We start from the raw sequence: 16026 nt of genomic DNA on the forward strand, positions 1-16026 counted from the left end.
GGTATGGAAGCAGCGCACCCGCCCGTCTCCGGCGCCACCCTCTCCGTCGACTCCCCCGAGCAGATGCGGGAGGTCGGCCGCAGGCTCGCGAAACTCCTGCGGGCCGGCGACCTCGTCATGCTCACCGGCGAGCTGGGCGCCGGGAAGACCACACTGACCCGCGGCCTCGGCGAGGGCCTGGGCGTGCGCGGCGCGGTCACCTCGCCCACCTTCGTGATCGCCCGCGTCCACCCGTCGCTGACCGGCGGCCCGGCCCTGGTGCACGTGGACGCCTATCGGCTCGGCGGCGGCCTCGACGAGATGGAGGACCTGGACCTCGACGTCTCGCTGCCCGAGTCCGTGGTGGTCGTGGAGTGGGGCGACGGCAAGGTCGAGGAGCTGACCGACGACCGGCTGCACGTGCTCATCCACCGGGTCACCGGCGACACCGACGACGACCGGCGCACCGTGGTGCTGCGCGGCATCGGCGGCCGCTGGGCCGACGAGGACCTCGCGCTGCTCTGAGCGTCCGTAGGTTCCGACAGCATGTCGGGAAAATGTTGCGCCCGTGCTCCGCGCCGTGGTGACATGGAGGCACGAGCTGGTTAGGTGAACCTAACCTACGGGAGGCATGCATGGCGACGCAGATGCCGGAACGCGAGGACCGCACCGCCGAGGAGCGCGTCTCGATGAGCGAGCTGCTGGCCTCCTGCGCCGCGGCCAGCGCCGTCTCGACCCCGCCGCGGCCCGCCCTCGCGCCCGCGGCGGAGGAGACCGGCCCCGACCCGGAGCTCCGGGACGAGGCCGCGTAACCCTGGGCCGGGCGCCGGGAGACGGCGGTCGGCAGGGCCCCGGTGTCAGGAGACGACGACGACCTTCGCGCCGATCGACGCGAAGGTCCACATCGCGTCGCCGTCCGCCCGCTTCATCCGGATGCCGCCGGTCTTCTTCGCCGGGTCCGGCGACGGCATCGAGCCGTCCACCGCCGCGCTGAAGCCGACCGTCACGCCGTCCACGCTCGCGAAGCGCACCACGTGCTCGATCTGCACCCCGTCGGAGCCGGTCACCGAACCCGACCGGGAGGTCACCGCGTACGCCCCCGGCTCCGGGGAGACCGAGCTCGGCGCCACCGTGAAGGTCCGGACCGCCTTGTTCTTCTCGTCGACCAGCCACACCCGGCGGTCCCTCAGCGAATACACCACGCGCTGGCCCGTGCCCGAGGCCGCCGGCACGGCCGTCGGGTTCTTCGCCGGCTTCTTCGCCCCGGTCGACGCCGAGGCCGACGGCGCCACCGTGCCCGGCGTCCGAGGCCGCTCCGCGAGGTCCGCCGGCACGCTCGCCGACGCCTGGTAGGCGAGGAAGGCGACCACGGCGACGGCCGCCGCGGTGAGCCCGGCCACGAATCCCGAGCTGCTCCTTGCCACCGTCTCCACCTCTTCGTACGTACGTGCCTGAGCCTGACCGAGCTATCGCGCCTGACGGTAGCAGCCGGGTCCCCGAACGACCGCGCGCCGCATCGCCCGCCCGTGGCGCCGTAGGCTGTTCGCGTGCTGTTGCTCGCCATGGATACCGCCACCCCCGCCGTCACCGTCGCCCTCCACGACGGCACGTCCGTCGTCGCCGAGTCGACCGGCGTCGACGCCCGCCGCCACGGGGAGCTGCTGCTCCCCGCCGTCGACCGGGTCCTCAAGGAGGCCGGGACCGCGCTCGACGCGGTGACCGGGATCGTCGTCGGGGTCGGCCCGGGCCCCTACACCGGCCTCCGGGTCGGGCTCGTCACCGCCACGACCTTCGCGTCCGCGCTCGGCGGCGTCCCCGTGCACGGCCTGTGCACCCTGGACGGCCTCGCGTACGCCTCCGGCATCGAGGGCCCCTTCGCCGTGGCGACGGACGCCCGCCGCAAGGAGGTCTACTGGGCGCGGTACGACGACGCCCGCACCCGGGTCACCGACGCCTCCGTCGACCGGCCCGCCGACATCGCCGACCGGCTCGCCGGACTCCCCGTCGTCGGCGTCGGCGCCCTGCTCTACCCGGACGCCTTCCCCGACGCCCGCGGCCCCGAGCACCAGTCCGCCGCCGCGCTCGCCGCCCTCGCGGCCGAGCGGATCGCGGCCGGCGGAGACGGCTTCCTCGACCCCCTCCCGATGTACCTGCGGCGGCCCGACGCGCAGGTGCCGAAGAACTACAAGGTGGTCACGCCCCAGTGAGCGACGCACTGACGACCGGCGCCGTCCTGCGCGAGATGCGCTGGTGGGACCTGCCGCAGGTGCTCGCCCTGGAGGCCGACCTCTTCCCCGAGGACGCCTGGTCGGAGGGGATGTTCTGGTCCGAGCTGGCGCACGCGCGCGGGCCCGCGGCCACCCGGCGGTACGTCGTCGCCGAGACGCCCGCCGGAAAGCTGGCCGGGTACGCGGGCCTGGCGGCGGCCGGCGGCCTCGGGGACGTGCAGACCATCGCCGTCGCCCGCGAGCAGTGGGGCACCGGGCTCGGAGCCCGGCTCCTCACCGACCTCCTCCAGCACGCCACCGCCTTCGAGTGCGACGAGGTCCTGCTCGAAGTGCGCGTGGACAACACCCGGGCGCAGCGGCTGTACGAGCGCTTCGGCTTCGAGCCCATCGGCTTCCGGCGCGGCTACTACCAGCCGGGCAACGTCGACGCGCTCGTGATGCGACTGACTGTTCAAGGAACTGGGACCGATATCTGATGGCTGCTGACGAACCCCTCGTGCTCGGCATCGAGACCTCCTGCGACGAGACCGGCGTCGGCATCGTGCACGGCACCACCCTGCTCGCCGACGCGGTGGCCTCCAGCGTCGACACCCACGCCCGCTTCGGCGGCGTCGTGCCCGAGATCGCCTCCCGGGCCCACCTGGAGGCGATGGTCCCGACGATCGAACGGGCCCTGAAGACGGCCGGCGTCTCCCCGAAGGACCTCGACGGCATCGCCGTCACCGCCGGCCCCGGCCTGGCGGGCGCCCTGCTCGTCGGCGTCTCGGCCGCCAAGGCGTACGCCTACGCCCTCGGCAAGCCGCTGTACGGCGTCAACCACCTGGCCTCGCACATCTGCGTCGACCAGCTGGAGCACGGGAAGCTGCCCGAGCCGACGATGGCGCTGCTGGTCTCCGGCGGGCACTCCTCGCTGCTGCTCTCCACCGACATCACCTCCGACGTGCGGCCGATGGGCGCCACCATCGACGACGCCGCCGGCGAGGCGTTCGACAAGATCGCCCGGGTCCTCGACCTCGGCTTCCCCGGCGGCCCGGTCATCGACCGGCTCGCGAAGGAGGGCGACCCGGCCGCCATCGCGTTCCCGCGCGGCCTGAGCGGCGCCAAGGACCCGGCGTACGACTTCTCCTTCTCCGGCCTCAAGACCGCCGTGGCCCGCTGGATCGAGGCCAAGCGGGCGGCCGGCGAGGAGGTGCCGGTCCGTGACGTGGCCGCCTCCTTCCAGGAGGCCGTCGTCGACGTCCTCACCCGCAAGGCCGTCCGGGCCTGCAAGGACGAGGGCGTCGACCACCTGATGATCGGCGGCGGCGTCGCCGCCAACTCGCGGCTCCGGGCCCTCGCCGAGGAGCGCTGCGAGCGGGCCGGCATCCGGCTCCGGGTGCCCCGGCCCGGTCTGTGCACCGACAACGGCGCCATGGTGGCCGCGCTCGGCTCCGAGATGGTCGCCCGGGGCAGGGCCGCCTCCGACCTGGAGCTGTCGGCGGACTCGTCGCTCCCGGTGACCGACCCCCACGTCCCCGGCCACAGCCACGACCACGACCACGACCACGTGCACGAGATCAGCAAGGAGAACCTGTACTCGTGAGGGTCACGCTGATGTGGGAGGCGCGGGCCGTCCAGGGCCGCGGCGCCGAGCTCCTGGAGTGGGCCCGGGCGCGGGTCCTGGCCCGCGAACCGCTCCGCCGGGAGCTCTTCCGCGCCCCCCAGGACCGGGTCCTCGTGCTCACCTGGTGGGAGGCGGACGGCCTCGACGCGGAGCTGCCCGAGCTGCCGGAGCCGGACCCGGAGCTGATCACCCGCCCGGTCCACCGCTGGCGCTTCGAAGCCGTCGAATAGGGGACGAACGGCGGTCGAATAGGCGAATCATTCGACGATCGGGCAACCTTTCGATCTGATCGGGCATCCCACAGCCCGTGAAGAAGCAGATCGTGATGTGGGCGGCGCTGACCGCGGTGACCCTCCTGATGACGGGCTGCACGGCCGAGACCCCGCCCCGGCCGGTCGCCCCGGCCCCGGCGACGCCCTCCGCGGGCGTCGCCGCCGCCCCGGAACCGGCCGCCGCCCCGGAACCGGCCGCCGCCCCGGAGGCGGCCCGGGCGGCCGCGTACCGCAAGTGGGGAATCGCGCCGCTCCCGGCGCCGCCCGCCCCGCCCGCCGTCAAGCCGGTGAAGCGGGCGCCGGGCGGCCCCGTCCCGGTGATCAGCGACATCCCGACCACCGACAAGGTCGTCTTCCTCACCATCGACGACGGCGCCGAGAAGGACCCCGAGTTCACCCGGATGATGGACGAGCTCGGCGTCCCCTTCACGATGTTCCTCACCGACTCCGTGATCAGCGGGAACTACGGCTACTTCGACCCGCTCGTCGCCCAGGGCCACGGCGTCGCCAACCACACCCTCACCCACCCGAACCTGCGCACCCTCTCCCCGGAGGCCCAGCGCCGCGAGATCTGCGGCCAGCAGGAGAAGCTGCGGAAGCGGTACGGCACCGCCCCGCGCCTCTTCCGCCCGCCCTACGGCAACTGGAACGAGGCCACCCGCGCCGCCGCCGGCAGCTGCGGGGTCGACGCGATCGTCCTCTGGCGCGAGTCCATGCAGATCAAGAACATGCAGTACCAGCGCGGCGACCGGAAGCTCCACCCCGGCGACATCGTCCTCGCCCACTTCCGCGGCCCCGCCGAACTCAAGGGCCGCACGATGACGGAGATGACGGCGACGATGCTGCGGAAGATCCAGGAACAGGGCTTCACGGTGGCCCGCCTGGAGGACTACGTCTGAGCGGAGACGGCCGGCGGGAAAAAGTCCGGGCGTGGTGTCGATGCGGGCCCGGGCCGTTCGACGTATGTGTGGAAGGCGGGGAACGGCCCCGCCACCGCACCCCCAGGAGTCACCATGCCCCGCTTCCTCTCCCTCGTCCGCATCGAGGAGAACACCATCGACATGGAGAGCGCCGACCCCGGCTTCGAGGAGCGGATGGGCGCCCTCTTCGAGGAGATCACCAAGGCCGGCGCCATGGTGGACACCGCCGGGCTGAAGCCGACCGCCGAGGCCACCCGGATCACCTGGTCGGACGGGAAGCTGTCCTTCACCGACGGCCCCTTCACCGAGACCAAGGAGGTCGTCGGCGGCTACGCGATGCTCCAGTGCAAGGACATGGCCGAGGCCGTCGAGTGGGGCAAGCGGTTCCTCGCCGTCCACCCGCCGCACTGGAAGGTCGGCCTGGAGGTCCGCGAGGTCGAGGAGATGCCGGAGGGCTGATCCCCGCCGTGCTGTCATATGAGGCGTGACGGTGGAGAGCACGCTGGAGACGGTCTTCCGGATGGAGTCGGCGCGGATCATCGCCACGGTGACGCGGATCGTCCGGGACGTCGGCATCGCCGAGGAGATCGCCCAGGACGCGCTCGTCGCCGCCCTGGAGCAGTGGCCCGAGGCGGGCGTCCCGGACCGGCCGGGCGCCTGGCTGACGGCCACCGCCAAGCACCGCGCCGTCGATCTCGTGCGGCGCCGCGAGACGTACGCGCGCAAGCTCGCCGAGGTCGGCCGGAGCCTGCCCGAGGAGTCGTACGACCCGGAGCCCTCCGGCCCCGGGGACATCGACGACGACGTGCTCCGGCTGGTCTTCACGACCTGCCACCCGGTGCTCTCCGCCGAGGCCCGCGCGGCGCTCACCCTGCGGCTCGTCGGCGGGCTGCGGACGGACGAGATCGCCCGCGCCTTCCTCGTCCCGGAGGCGACCGTCGCCGCCCGGATCACCCGGGCCAAGCGGGCGCTCGCGAAGGCGGGCGTGGAGTTCGAGGTGCCGTACGGGGAGGACCGGGCCGCGCGGCTCGGCTCCGTCCTGGAGGTCGTCTACCTGATCTTCAACGAGGGGTACGCGGCCACCGCCGGCGACGACCTGCTGCGCCCCGGGCTCTGCGAGGACGCGCTCCGGCTGGCCCGCGGGCTCGCCGCCCTCATGCCGGGCGAGAGCGAGGTGCACGGCCTCGCCGCCCTGCTCGAACTCCAGGCCTCGCGCACCCCCGCCCGCACCGGCCCCGACGGGCGGCCGGTGCTCCTCGCCGAACAGGACCGGCGGCGCTGGAACCGGCTGCTCGTCCGCCGCGGCTACGCCGCCCTCGCCCGCGCCTGGGAGTCCCCCCGGACGGAGGCCGGGGGAGAGCGCACCCCCGGCCCGTACGCCCTCCAGGCCGCGATCGCCGCCTGCCACGCGCGGGCGGCCTCCTACGGGGAGACCGACTGGGCGGTGATCGCCGGGCTCTACGGGCGGCTCATGGAGCTGGCCCCGTCGCCGGTGGTCGAGCTGAACCGGGCGGTCGCCGTCTCGATGGCCGACGGCCCGGCCGCCGCCCTCCCGCTCGTCGACGCGCTCGCGGCCGAACCGGCCCTGGAGCGGTACCACTTGCTGCCCAGCGTCCGCGGCGACCTGCTGGCCCGGCTGGGCCGGGACGCGGAGGCCCGGGCGGAGTTCGCGCGGGCGGCGGAGCTGACCCGGAACGCGCGGGAGCGGGCGCTGCTGCGGGGACGGGAAAGGGAGTTGGGGGAGGGGACCGCCTAGGGTGCTGGGTATGTCCTCGCGCATACCGCTGCCCCCGCCGCCCCCGCCCGCCGAGCTCCGCAGCTGGCCCGACCGGGAGGCGCTGCTCGCGGACCGGGCCCTGGCGGTGGGGGAGTTGACCCGCCGGCTGCTCGGCGGGGGGAGGTTCGCGCTGTTCGCCGGGGCGGTGCTGGTGCTCCAGCTGGGCTGGGGCATGGTCGGCGTGCTGCTCGCCGAACTCGGCTACGGGGCGATCCTCGACCCGATCACCTTCCTCCTCACCCTGGTCGTCGCCCTGCTCGGCCTCGGGGTGCTGGTGCCGGGCGTCTGGCTCGTGGTGCGCGGCGTGCGCCGGGACCGCGTGGTGCGGGAGCGGCTGCTCCTGTGGGCGGCCCTGGACCGGCACGGGCCGACGGACGCGCGGCTGCGGGCGCCGGTCGCGAGCGCCTGCTGGGCGGCGGTCTCCGCCGTCCTCTGCGGCCTCGGGCTGTGGCTGGGCTTCGCCGTGCCCGCAGGGACGGACCCGGCGAACGGCTACGGCCTCGTCGCGTACGGCATGGGGGTCGCCATGATCTTCTGGATCAACGGCCTGATCGGGCTCATCAAGGCCGTCGGGCACTTCCGGATGGTGCTCAGGGTCGTGCCGGCCGGCCGATCAGCATCGTCGGGGCGCCCGCGACACGTGTGAGCAGCACCGTCGCGGAGTGCGGGCCCTTGGGCTTCACCTTCCGCCGGATCTCCTCGGGCTCGACGGCGGAGCCGCGCTTCTTCACCGTCAGGTGGCCCACCTCGCGCTCGCGGAGCAGGGCCTTCAGCTTCTTGAGGTTGAAGGGGAGTTCGTCGGTGATCTCGTAGGCGGAGGCGTACGGGGTGGGGGTCAGGGCGTCGGCGGTGACGTAGGCGATGGTCTCGTCGATCAGGCCGCCGCCCAGCTCCTCGGCGACCTCGGCGACCAGATGGGCGCGGATGACGGCGCCGTCGGGCTCGTAGAGGTAGCGGCCGACCGGCCGGACCGCCGGGTCGGGCAGGCCCCGGCCGGTGAGGCTCGCGCCGGAGGGCAGCAGGGTGGCGCGGCGCGCGCCCGGCTCCGTGCCGAACCAGAGCACCGCCTCCTTCACGTCGCCGCCGTCCGAGATCCACTCGGCCTCGGCCTCGTCCGGGACGGTCTCGTGCGGGATGCCGGGGGCGATCTTCAGGGCGGCGCGCGGTGCCCTGCGGGCCGCGTCCAGGGCCCAGGAGAGCGGCGGGGAGTACGCCTCCGGGTCGAAGATCCGGCCCCGGCCGCCGCGCCGCGCGGGGTCGACGAAGACGGCGTCGTACGGGCTGGTGTCGATCTCGGAGACGTCGGCGCAGCGGACCTCGATCAGGCCGTCGAGGCCGAGCGCGGCGGCGTTGGCGCGGGCGACCTCGGCGGTGAGCGGGTCGCGGTCGACGGCGAGCACGGAGATGCCGGCGCGGGCGAGCGCGAGCGCGTCCCCGCCGATGCCGGAGCAGAGGTCGGCGACCGAGCCGACGCCGAGGGCCTTGAGCCGGTTCGCGCGGTAGCTGCCGACGGTGGCGCGGGTGGACTGCTCGACGCCGTTCGGCGTGAAGTACATGCGGTACGCGTCCTCGGCGCCGAACTTCGCCACCGCGCGCTGCCGCAGCCGGGCCTGCCCGAGGGCCGCCGAGACCAGCTCGGCGGGGTGGTCGCGGCGCAGCCGGGAGGCGACCGCCAGCTCCTGGGCGGGGTCGTAGTCGCGCAGGGCGGCGAGGAGGGCCTGGCCCTCCGGGGCGAGCAGGGCGGTGAAGGCGGCGAGGTCGGTCACCGTCCCATTCTTCCCTGTGGGCCGGGTGGGGGACCGTGGGGCCGCCACGGCGGTGTCGCGGCCGAACGGGCGGGTCGCGCTGACAGGATGCGGCGCCATACCGGTCGTACGACAAAAGGAAGAAATGATGGCAAAGGGTCACTCCCGTCGTGCCCTGGGTGCCGCGCTCCTCGTCGCCGCGCTCACCTCCACCGCCGCCTGCTCCGACGGCTCCGACGGCCCGGCGGCCGGCACCGGCGGCGCCCCCGCCCCGGCCGCCGGCCAGCAGGCCCCGGTGAAGACCGCCGCCCAGCTGGCCCGGGAGAAGAAGGCCGCGCTGGCGAAGCGGCGGGCCGCCCGGGCCGCCGCCGCGAAGAAGTGGGGCCTCAGGCTGACCCCCCTCGAAGCGCCCGCCCCGCCGAAGACCAAGCCGAGGATCACCACCCGGAAGGGCTTCGAGACCGACGGCGAGGGCCTCCCGCCCGTCTTCACCACCGTCCCCACCAAGGAGAAGATCGTCTTCCTGACGATCGACGACGGCGCCGAGAAGGACCCCGAGCTCATCCGGATGATGGCCGACCTGGACATCCCCTACAGCGCCTTCCTCAGCGACTACGTCGTCAGCGACGACTACGCCTACTTCGGGAAGATGCAGAAGTCCCAGCCGCGCGGGGTCTCCCTCCACAACCACACCCTCAACCACAAGTACCTGCCCGGCCTCTCCTACGCCCGCCAGAAGCGCGAGATCTGCGGCATGCAGGACGTCATCGAGAAGAAGTACGGCAAGCGCCCCGAACTCTTCCGCCCGCCGTACGGCAACTACAACGAGGACACCCTGCGCGCCGCCAAGTCCTGTGGCGTCAAGGCCGTGCCGCTCTGGGCCTCCGAGGCGTTCCCCGACCACATGGAGTGGCGCGAGTGGGACCGCGACCTGCACCCCGGCGACATCGTCCTCACCCACTTCCGCGGCGAGGAGGACTGGAAGGGCAGCATGCCCGACATGATCCGCCGGGCCATGAACGTGATCACGTCCAAGGGGTACGCGGTCGCCCGCCTGGAGGACTACGTATGAGCCGGCTCCGCCCCCTCGTGGTCGCCGCCCTCCTCCTCGGCCTCACCGGCTGCGCCTCCGCCGTGGACCCGCTCGAACGCCTCGGCCGCAAGGCCGTCGAGCGGGTCGGCGACGTCCGGGACGCGGACCGCGGCCCGGTCCGCGCGGAGGAGGTCACGCGCCCCTAGCCCGTCTCTTCCGGATCGTGCCGGGCTCGCGACCTAGCCGCCCGAGGACACGGTGGCCGCCGCCGTGCCGAGGGCGAGCAGCCCCGCCGCGCCCAGCTGGGTCCAGGCCGCCGCGCGCCAGCCGTGGCTGCGCAGGGCCCAGCCGGTCGCCGCGACGGCCGCGGCGAGAGCGGCGAACCATCCGACGGGCACCCAGTCGAACGGGGGCGGGCCGAAGTCCGGCGGGGCACCCCAGCCCAGGCCCCGCAGCCCCATCATGAGCACGGCCATGAGACAGGCGGCGGCGTCCGCCGCCAGCAGCAGGACGGCGAAGGCGAGATCGAGGGCCGGGCGGACCCGGGGCCGGGGAGGCGTCACACCGGCACCCTCGTACGGAACCCCGTCCTCCGCACGCGCGTTCCCCGGATCGAGACCGAATCGCGGCGCCCGCGAGCCGTACCGGCACCGCCACGAGGTGAGGAATTGGCACTCCGCTTGACCGAGTGCTAATCGCGGTCATAGTCTCGGCTCTGGCACTCCCCACCGGAGAGTGCCAACACAGCGACGGGCAGGTCCGGCACCCGCGACGACGGATCCACCTGGTCGCCACCTCAGACAGTTAACCCCGCGAGATCTCCGAAGGGGGAGGTCGGATCGTGACGACCGCCAGCTCCAAGGTTGCCATCAAGCCGCTCGAGGACCGCATCGTGGTCCAGCCGCTCGACGCCGAGCAGACCACGGCCTCGGGCCTGGTCATCCCGGACACCGCGAAGGAGAAGCCCCAGGAGGGCGCCGTCCTCGCCGTGGGCCCGGGCCGCTTCGAGAACGGCGAGCGCCTGCCGCTCGACGTCAAGGTCGGCGACGTCGTGCTCTACAGCAAGTACGGCGGCACCGAGGTGAAGTACAACGGCGACGAGTACCTCGTCCTCTCGGCCCGCGACGTGCTCGCGATCATCGAGAAGTAAGAGACGACGTACCTGCTTTGAACCGCGCCCCTGACCCCTTGATCTCTTGGGCGTCCAGGGGCGCGGTTTGTTTTCTCCACACGATTTCCGAGAGGGCTGAATCGCTCCCATGGCGAAGATCCTGAAGTTCGACGAGGACGCCCGTCGCGCCCTTGAGCGCGGCGTCAACAAGCTCGCCGACACGGTGAAGGTGACGATCGGCCCCAAGGGCCGCAACGTCGTCATCGACAAGAAGTTCGGCGCCCCCACCATCACCAACGACGGTGTCACGATCGCCCGCGAGGTCGAGATCGAGGACCCGTACGAGAACCTCGGCGCCCAGCTCGTCAAGGAGGTGGCGACCAAGACCAACGACATCGCGGGTGACGGCACCACCACCGCCACCGTGCTCGCCCAGGCGCTCGTCCGCGAGGGTCTGCGCAACGTCGCCGCCGGCGCCTCCCCGGCCGCCCTGAAGAAGGGCATCGACGCCGCGGTCAAGGCCGTGTCCGAGGAGCTCCTCGCGACCGCCCGTCCGATCGACGACAAGTCCGACATCGCCGCCGTGGCCGCGCTCTCCGCGCAGGACCAGCAGGTCGGCGAGCTCATCGCCGAGGCGATGGACAAGGTCGGCAAGGACGGTGTCATCACCGTCGAGGAGTCCAACACCTTCGGCCTGGAGCTGGAGTTCACCGAGGGCATGGCCTTCGACAAGGGCTACCTCTCCCCGTACATGGTCTCCGACCAGGAGCGTATGGAGGCCGTCCTCGACGACCCGTACATCCTGATCAACCAGGGCAAGATCTCCTCGATCCAGGACCTGCTGCCCCTCCTGGAGAAGGTCATCCAGGCCGGTGGCTCCAAGCCGCTGCTGATCATCGCCGAGGACGTCGAGGGCGAGGCCCTCTCCACCCTCGTCGTCAACAAGATCCGTGGCACCTTCAACGCCGTCGCCGTCAAGGCCCCCGGCTTCGGTGACCGCCGCAAGGCGATGCTCCAGGACATGGCCACCCTCACCGGTGCCACCGTCATCGCCGAGGAGGTCGGCCTCAAGCTCGACCAGGCCGGTCTGGACGTGCTGGGCACCGCCCGCCGCGTGACCGTCTCCAAGGACGACACCACCATCGTCGACGGTGGCGGCAAGTCCGAGGACGTCGCGGGCCGCGTCGCCCAGATCAAGGCCGAGATCGAGGCCACGGACTCCGACTGGGACCGCGAGAAGCTCCAGGAGCGCCTCGCGAAGCTGGCCGGCGGCGTGTGCGTCATCAAGGTCGGCGCCGCCACCGAGGTGGAGCTGAAGGAGAAGAAGCACCGTCTGGAGGACGCCATCTCCGCGACCCGCGCCGCGGTCGAGGAGGGCATCGTCTCCGGTGGTGGCTCCGCGCTCGTCCACGCCGTCAAGGTCCTCGAGGACAACCTCGGCAAGACCGGCGACGAGGCCACCGGTGTCTCCGTCGTCCGCCGCGCCGCCGTCGAGCCGCTGCGCTGGATCGCCGAGAACGCCGGCCTGGAGGGCTACGTCATCACCTCCAAGGTCTCCGAGCTCGACAAGGGCCAGGGCTTCAACGCCGCCACCGGCGAGTACGGCGACCTGGTCAAGGCCGGCGTCATCGACCCGGTGAAGGTCACCCGCTCCGCCCTGGAGAACGCCGCCTCCATCGCCTCCCTGCTCCTCACCACCGAGACCCTCGTGGTGGAGAAGAAGGAGGAGGAGCCGGCGGACCACGGCCACGGCCACGGTCACGGCCACTCCCACTGACGTTCCCACGTCCTGAGGCCCGGTGCCCCCGTCGCGGGGGCACCGGGCCTCGGTGTCTCCTCCTCAGGTCTCGACCGCGCCGAGCTGCCCCATCAGACCGAGCAGGTCGTACTGCCACCAGCCCTCGACGATCTTCCCGTCGTCGCGGAAGCGGTGGATGGTGGTGCCGGTCATGGTGACCTCCATGCCGGTCGGCTGGAGGCCCATGAAGTCGCCGACGTGGGTGCCGCGCCAGGTCCACCGGGTGCAGACCCGGTCGCCGTCGGCGATCTGGTCGTCGATCGTGAACGCGAAGTCGAAGCCCGCGCGCCACATCTCCACCTCGCGCCGGACCGCGTCCATCCCGATCGTGTCCTGCGGGTTCGTCGGATCGTGGTCGTGGTAGCCCTCGGCGAGCAGGACGTCGAGCAGCGCCAGGTCGGAGCCGTTCGCCATCCGCTCGAACATCTGCCGCGCGTTCGCCTTGTACAGCGCCTCGTCCCGGACCACGTCCAGGTCCGTGAAGGTCGGCATCTCGTCGCAGAGGGCGACCATCTCCCGGAAGATCCGGTCGGTCTCCGGCAGCTGCGAGTTGCGCATGGCCACGTCGTACGAGGGGAACTCGACGATCTCCACGACGTGCGAGGCGTCGGACCGGTCGGTCCCGACGATGCTGTGGGTGGCGGTCCGTTTCCCCCGGGTCTCCTCGACCCACCGGTCCATGAGCCGGTTCAGCTCCTCGACCCGGCTCGTCCTGCACTCGATGATCTGCACGAAGGTCATGGCCGCCTCCGACCGGGCGAAGCCGCGGATGGACCCCTCCAGTCTAGGCCGAGTGTGTGAGGTCGGCGGCTCTGACCTCCTCGGCGAAGGGCTCGCCGCGGGTGTAGCGGGCGATCTCCTCCAGGGCCTGGTCGGTCATCCGGTGCAGCTCGTTGCCGAGCGAGCCGGCGATGTGCGGGGTGAGGAGGACGTTGGGGAGGGTGTAGAGCGGGGAGTCCGGCGGAGGGAGTTCCGGGTCGGTCACGTCGAGGACCGCGTGCAGGCGGCCCGCCGTCAGGTGGGGGAGGAGGGCGTCCTCGTCGATCAGCGAGCCCCGGGCGGTGTTGATCAGGGTGGCGCCGTCGGGCAGGGCGGCGAGCTGGCGGGCCCCGATCATGCGGTACGTGGACGGGAGCTGGGGCGCGTGCACGGAGACCACCGAGCTGCGGGCGCAGAGTTCGTCCAGGCCGGCGAGGGTCGCGCCGGGCGGCGGGACCGTCAGGTACGGGTCGTACAGCAGCACCTCGACGTCGAAGGGGCGCAGCAGTTCGACGACCCGGCGGCCGATGCGGGAGGCGCCGACGATGCCGACCGTGCGGCGGTAGTTGCCCCAGGCCGCGGACTCGGCGAGCCAGGCGTGGCCGGAGCGGAGTTCGGCGTACCGCTGGGCCGAGCGCAGCACCCGCTTTCCGGCGAAGAGGATCGCGGCGAGGGTGTACTCGGCGACCGGCAGGGCGTTGGCGGCGGCGGCGCTGGTGACCCGGAGGCCGCGTTCCCAGCAGGCGTCGGTGACGTGGTGCTTGACCGAACCGGCCGCGTGCACCACGGCCTTGAGGCGCGGGGCGCGGGCCAGCACCTCCGGGGTGAGCGGGGTGGCGCCCCAGCAGGTGAGGAGGAGTTCGGCCTCGGCGAGGGCGGCGGCTGTGCGCGGGTCGGGGGCGGTCAGGTCGTGGGCGACCAGGTGCGGGTCGGTGCGGGTGAGCTCCGCGAGCCGGGTCCGGTGGGCGTCGGTGAGGAGCCGGCCGGCGACGCCGGGGCCCATCGCGAGCAGGAGGGCGGGGCGGTTGTCGGTGGTCGGGTGCATGGTGGGACCTGTGCTCCTCACTTGACGCTGCCGGCGGTCAGTCCGGCCTTCCAGTGGCGCTGGAGCGAGACGAAGGCGACGACGAGGGGGACGACGGCGAGCAGCGAACCGGTGACGACGAGGGGGTAGTAGTCCGGTTCGGCGTGGGCGTTGCTGTTCCACGCGTAGAGGCCGAGGCTCAGCGGGAAGAGCTTCTGGTCCGAGAGCATCACCAGGGGGAGGAAGAAGTTGTTCCAGACGGCGGTGAACTGGAAGAGGAAGACGGTCACGAAGCCGGGCATGACCGTGCGCAGACCGATCGACCAGAAGACCCGCAGCTCGCCGGCGCCGTCGATCCGGGCGGCCTCCAGGGCCTCGTCGGGGACGTAGGCGGCGCACAGCACCCGGGAGAGGTAGACCCCGAAGGGGTTGACCAGGACCGGCAGGAGCACGGCGGCGTAGGTGTTGACGATGCCGATCTCGCTGGCCAGCAGGTACATCGGCAGGGCGAGCGCGGTGGTGGGGACGAGGACGCCGAGGAGGACGAGGCCGAAGAGCTTCTCCTTGCCCCGGAAGTCGTAGACGTGGAAGGCGTATCCGGCGGCGACGCTGATCAGCGCGCAGGCGGCGGCGCCGACGCCGGCGTACAGGAGGCTGTTGAGGTACCAGCGGAAGTAGACGCCGTCGTGGTACTCGGCGAGCCGGGCGAGGTTGCCGCCGAGGTCGAAGCCCTCGAAGGAGAAGGCGTTCCCGGCGAGGAGGCCGCCGGCGTCCTTGGTGGCGGCGGTGACCAGCCAGACCAGCGGGAAGAGCATGTAGCAGGTGGCGAGGAGGAGGACGCCGTTGACGGCGGTCTTCGACAGCCAGCGGGAGCGGGGGGCGCTCATGCGGTCTTCTCCTTCCGGCCCCGGGTGAGGCGGGTGACGGCGAAGGAGAGCAGCGCGGCCGTCAGGGCGAGCAGGATCGAGGCGGCCGCGGCCAGGCCGTAGTCGTTGCGGTCGAAGGCGGCGGAGTACGCGTACAAGTTCGGCGTCCAGGTGGAGGTGACGGCGGAGCCCGTGCCCCTGCTGAGGATCAGCGGTTCGGTGAAGAGCTGGAGGGAGCCGATCACGGTGAAGAGGCCGACCATCGCCAGGGAGCCGCGGAGCAGCGGGATCTTGACGGCGAAGGCGGTGCGCCAGGCGCCGGCCCCGTCGACGGTGGCGGCTTCGAGGACGGAGCGGTCGATGGCCTGGAGAGCGGCGTAGAAGATGATCAGGTTGTAGCCGAGCCACTCCCAGAGGGCGATGTTGACGACGGACGGCAGCGCGCCCTCGGGGGAGAAGAAGTCGAAGCCGATCCCGCCGGCCTCCATCGCCTGGACGACCGGGCTGAGCTGGGGCGTGTAGAGGTAGACCCAGATCAGGGCGGCGATGATGCCGGGGACGGCGTGCGGCAGGAAGAGCGCGAGCTGGAAGAAGCGGCGGGCGCGGGCGAGGGCGGTGTCGAGGAGCAGGGCGAGGCCGAGGGCCCCGGCGAGCAGCAGCGGCAGGTAGAGCAGGCAGTAGCCGAGCAGCACGCCGAAGCCGTCGCGGAAGGCCCGGTCACCCAGTGCCGCGGCGTAGTTGCCGAGTCCGGTGAAGACGGTCTCGGAGCCGCCGAAGCCCAGTCCCGACTGCTTCTCGGTGAAGAGGCTGAGCCAGACCGCGTATCCGATCGGCACCACCAGCACCGCGGTGAAGAGCAGGAAGAACGGGGTCAGCAGGAGTGCCGCGGCACGGGTGCGGGCCTTCACGCG

21 protein-coding genes are annotated in these 16026 nt (G+C 72.6%); 14 read left to right on the plus strand and 7 right to left on the minus strand.

All coding sequences use genetic code 11. From position 1 onward, the window contains the following. Positions 1 to 3: 3 nt before the first annotated feature. Together tsaE and ABFY03_RS22940 are read left to right on the plus strand one after the other, a co-directional pair. Positions 4 to 504, plus strand: a complete 501-nt coding sequence (tsaE, locus tag ABFY03_RS22935; protein ID WP_319010188.1) for a tRNA (adenosine(37)-N6)-threonylcarbamoyltransferase complex ATPase subunit type 1 TsaE — start codon at positions 4 to 6, stop codon at positions 502 to 504. Between the two features lie 110 nt (positions 505 to 614). Next, a complete protein-coding gene (locus ABFY03_RS22940; RefSeq protein WP_346170733.1) occupies positions 615 to 791 on the plus strand; it encodes a hypothetical protein in 177 nt (58 codons plus the stop codon). A 45-nt stretch (positions 792 to 836) separates the two neighbouring features. Here ABFY03_RS22940 and ABFY03_RS22945 read toward each other — a convergent pair whose 3' ends face one another. Next, positions 837 to 1403 carry a hypothetical protein gene (locus ABFY03_RS22945; RefSeq protein WP_386723623.1) on the minus strand — a complete coding sequence of 189 codons (567 nt, stop codon included), beginning with the start codon at positions 1401 to 1403 and terminating at the stop codon, positions 837 to 839. A gap of 123 nt (positions 1404 to 1526) precedes the next feature. Here ABFY03_RS22945 and tsaB point away from each other — a divergent pair, with 123 nt between their 5' ends. From tsaB to ABFY03_RS22985, 8 genes are all read left to right on the plus strand, one after another. Further along, positions 1527 to 2186 carry a tRNA (adenosine(37)-N6)-threonylcarbamoyltransferase complex dimerization subunit type 1 TsaB gene (gene tsaB / locus ABFY03_RS22950; protein WP_346170734.1) on the plus strand — a complete coding sequence of 220 codons (660 nt, stop codon included), beginning with the start codon at positions 1527 to 1529 and terminating at the stop codon, positions 2184 to 2186. A 35-nt stretch (positions 2187 to 2221) separates the two neighbouring features. Next, positions 2222 to 2683 (plus strand): ribosomal protein S18-alanine N-acetyltransferase, encoded by a 462-nt coding sequence (gene rimI, locus ABFY03_RS22955; protein WP_319010293.1) that lies wholly within the window; start codon positions 2222 to 2224, stop codon positions 2681 to 2683. Further along, complete coding sequence (gene tsaD / locus ABFY03_RS22960) at positions 2683 to 3789, plus strand: tRNA (adenosine(37)-N6)-threonylcarbamoyltransferase complex transferase subunit TsaD (protein ID WP_346170735.1); 1107 nt, start codon at positions 2683 to 2685, stop codon at positions 3787 to 3789. Before rimI ends, tsaD begins: the two co-directional genes overlap by 1 nt. Beyond that, a complete protein-coding gene (locus ABFY03_RS22965; RefSeq protein WP_319010184.1) occupies positions 3786 to 4040 on the plus strand; it encodes a hypothetical protein in 255 nt (84 codons plus the stop codon). The genes tsaD and ABFY03_RS22965 overlap by 4 nt, the downstream gene beginning before the upstream one ends. Before the next feature lie 77 nt (positions 4041 to 4117). After that, on the plus strand, positions 4118 to 4981 hold the full coding sequence (locus ABFY03_RS22970; protein WP_346170736.1) for a polysaccharide deacetylase family protein: 864 nt from the start codon (positions 4118 to 4120) through the stop codon (positions 4979 to 4981). A gap of 114 nt (positions 4982 to 5095) precedes the next feature. Continuing rightward, complete coding sequence (locus tag ABFY03_RS22975; RefSeq protein ID WP_319010182.1) at positions 5096 to 5461, plus strand: YciI family protein; 366 nt, start codon at positions 5096 to 5098, stop codon at positions 5459 to 5461. A 61-nt stretch (positions 5462 to 5522) separates the two neighbouring features. Continuing rightward, on the plus strand, positions 5523 to 6758 hold the full coding sequence (locus ABFY03_RS22980) for an RNA polymerase sigma factor (RefSeq protein ID WP_319010292.1): 1236 nt from the start codon (positions 5523 to 5525) through the stop codon (positions 6756 to 6758). Between the two features lie 10 nt (positions 6759 to 6768). Continuing rightward, entirely contained in the window at positions 6769 to 7425 is a 657-nt protein-coding gene (locus ABFY03_RS22985; RefSeq protein WP_346170737.1) for a hypothetical protein, read from the plus strand. Here the strand turns inward: ABFY03_RS22985 and ABFY03_RS22990 are convergent. Beyond that, positions 7370 to 8545 (minus strand): THUMP-like domain-containing protein, encoded by a 1176-nt coding sequence (locus tag ABFY03_RS22990; protein ID WP_346170738.1) that lies wholly within the window; start codon positions 8543 to 8545, stop codon positions 7370 to 7372. The two genes, ABFY03_RS22985 and ABFY03_RS22990, sit on opposite strands and share 56 nt — an antisense overlap. A 127-nt stretch (positions 8546 to 8672) precedes the next feature. Here ABFY03_RS22990 and ABFY03_RS22995 point away from each other — a divergent pair, with 127 nt between their 5' ends. Together ABFY03_RS22995 and ABFY03_RS23000 are read left to right on the plus strand one after the other, a co-directional pair. Continuing rightward, on the plus strand, positions 8673 to 9596 hold the full coding sequence (locus tag ABFY03_RS22995; RefSeq protein WP_319010179.1) for a polysaccharide deacetylase family protein: 924 nt from the start codon (positions 8673 to 8675) through the stop codon (positions 9594 to 9596). After that, the gene (locus ABFY03_RS23000) at positions 9593 to 9763 is read left to right on the plus strand and encodes a hypothetical protein (RefSeq protein ID WP_319010178.1); all 171 of its coding nucleotides are present in this window, start codon (positions 9593 to 9595) and stop codon (positions 9761 to 9763) included. The genes ABFY03_RS22995 and ABFY03_RS23000 overlap by 4 nt, the downstream gene beginning before the upstream one ends. A gap of 33 nt (positions 9764 to 9796) precedes the next feature. Here ABFY03_RS23000 and ABFY03_RS23005 read toward each other — a convergent pair whose 3' ends face one another. Continuing rightward, entirely contained in the window at positions 9797 to 10120 is a 324-nt protein-coding gene (locus ABFY03_RS23005; RefSeq protein ID WP_346170739.1) for a DUF6234 family protein, read from the minus strand. 278 nt (positions 10121 to 10398) lie between these two features. On the opposite strand from ABFY03_RS23005, the gene groES reads away from it, so the two are divergent. Together groES and groL are read left to right on the plus strand one after the other, a co-directional pair. Then, complete coding sequence (gene groES / locus ABFY03_RS23010; protein ID WP_004955293.1) at positions 10399 to 10707, plus strand: co-chaperone GroES; 309 nt, start codon at positions 10399 to 10401, stop codon at positions 10705 to 10707. Positions 10708 to 10816: 109 nt separating this feature from the next. Then, on the plus strand, positions 10817 to 12445 hold the full coding sequence (groL, locus tag ABFY03_RS23015; RefSeq protein ID WP_319010176.1) for a chaperonin GroEL: 1629 nt from the start codon (positions 10817 to 10819) through the stop codon (positions 12443 to 12445). Between the two features lie 63 nt (positions 12446 to 12508). On the opposite strand, the gene ABFY03_RS23020 is transcribed toward groL, so the two are convergent. Genes ABFY03_RS23020 through ABFY03_RS23035 form a run of 4 tightly spaced genes read right to left on the minus strand, consistent with a single transcriptional unit; the run spans position 12509 to position 16023 of the window. Then, on the minus strand, positions 12509 to 13207 hold the full coding sequence (locus ABFY03_RS23020; RefSeq protein ID WP_319010175.1) for an ester cyclase: 699 nt from the start codon (positions 13205 to 13207) through the stop codon (positions 12509 to 12511). A 43-nt stretch (positions 13208 to 13250) separates the two neighbouring features. After that, complete coding sequence (locus ABFY03_RS23025; RefSeq protein ID WP_346170740.1) at positions 13251 to 14270, minus strand: hydroxyacid dehydrogenase; 1020 nt, start codon at positions 14268 to 14270, stop codon at positions 13251 to 13253. Positions 14271 to 14287: 17 nt separating this feature from the next. Next, positions 14288 to 15136 carry a carbohydrate ABC transporter permease gene (locus ABFY03_RS23030; RefSeq protein ID WP_319010173.1) on the minus strand — a complete coding sequence of 283 codons (849 nt, stop codon included), beginning with the start codon at positions 15134 to 15136 and terminating at the stop codon, positions 14288 to 14290. Then, positions 15133 to 16023 carry a carbohydrate ABC transporter permease gene (locus tag ABFY03_RS23035; RefSeq protein WP_319010172.1) on the minus strand — a complete coding sequence of 297 codons (891 nt, stop codon included), beginning with the start codon at positions 16021 to 16023 and terminating at the stop codon, positions 15133 to 15135. Before ABFY03_RS23035 ends, ABFY03_RS23030 begins: the two co-directional genes overlap by 4 nt. Positions 16024 to 16026: the final 3 nt, after the last annotated feature.

This window comes from Streptomyces roseofulvus, assembly GCF_039534915.1.
Lineage (GTDB): Bacteria > Actinomycetota > Actinomycetes > Streptomycetales > Streptomycetaceae > Streptomyces > Streptomyces roseofulvus.